General features: G+C 35.3%; 1 protein-coding gene. It reads left to right on the top strand.

Annotated features, from left to right (window positions below; translation table 11 throughout):
- Window positions 1-37: 37 nt before the first annotated feature.
- On the top strand, window positions 38-795 hold a 758-nt coding region (locus G6Q00_RS08265), incomplete at its 3' end, for an RNA-guided endonuclease InsQ/TnpB family protein (protein ID WP_163532757.1).

The raw sequence follows: 795 nt of genomic DNA, 5'->3' as shown, positions 1-795 counted from the left end.
TCTGAAAGACCCAAGCAAAAAGAAAGGTGGAAAGCCTATGTTAATCGCCTACAAACAAAAGCTCTACAGCACAAGCAAAAATAAGCACATAAGCAAGCTTCTACGACTTTATGGTATTTGCTATAACCATTGTATTGCTTTGCATAAGAGGTATTATAGACTTTATAAGAAACACCTAAATCTCTACGCGTTGCAAAAGCACATCACAAAATTAAAACAAACAAAACGCTTTGCTTTTTTAAAAACTCTAGGCTCTCAAACCTTGCAAGAATTGATAGAAAGAATTGATAAAGCCTATCAAAGGTTCTTTAAAAAGCAAGGTAGACCACCACGATTTAAAAAGGTGGCTTTATACCAATCTTTCACCTTCAAAGGGAGAGTGGGCTATAAAATCCAAAATAACCTTATCTCTTTTAATGGCTATTGCTTTAAGTTTGTTAAAACCTACGATCTTGTAGGCAAACCTAAGACTTTAACCATTAAAAGGGATAATCTAGGCGATTATTTCTTGTGTCTTGTATGTGAAGTGGAGGATAAACCTAAGCCTGCAGGCGATAATAGCGTGGGGCTTGACTTTGGGTTAAAAACCTTTCTCACATGCTCTAATGGCACACGAATACTATCGCCTTTATTTTTCTCTAAATTTTTGCCTTTAATCCGTGCTTGCTCTAAATCTCTTTCTAAAAAGCAAAGAGGTAGCCATAACCGCCTTAAAGCTAGAATCAAACTAGCTAAGCTACACAGAAAAATTAAGTTTTTAAGAACGGACTTTTTCTATAAACTAGCTAACTATTT

This window comes from Helicobacter suis (genome assembly GCF_902196125.1).
GTDB lineage: Bacteria > Campylobacterota > Campylobacteria > Campylobacterales > Helicobacteraceae > Helicobacter > Helicobacter suis_B.
The sequence above is the reverse complement of the archived record's forward strand: the minus strand, read 5'-3'. Positions and strand labels throughout refer to the sequence as shown.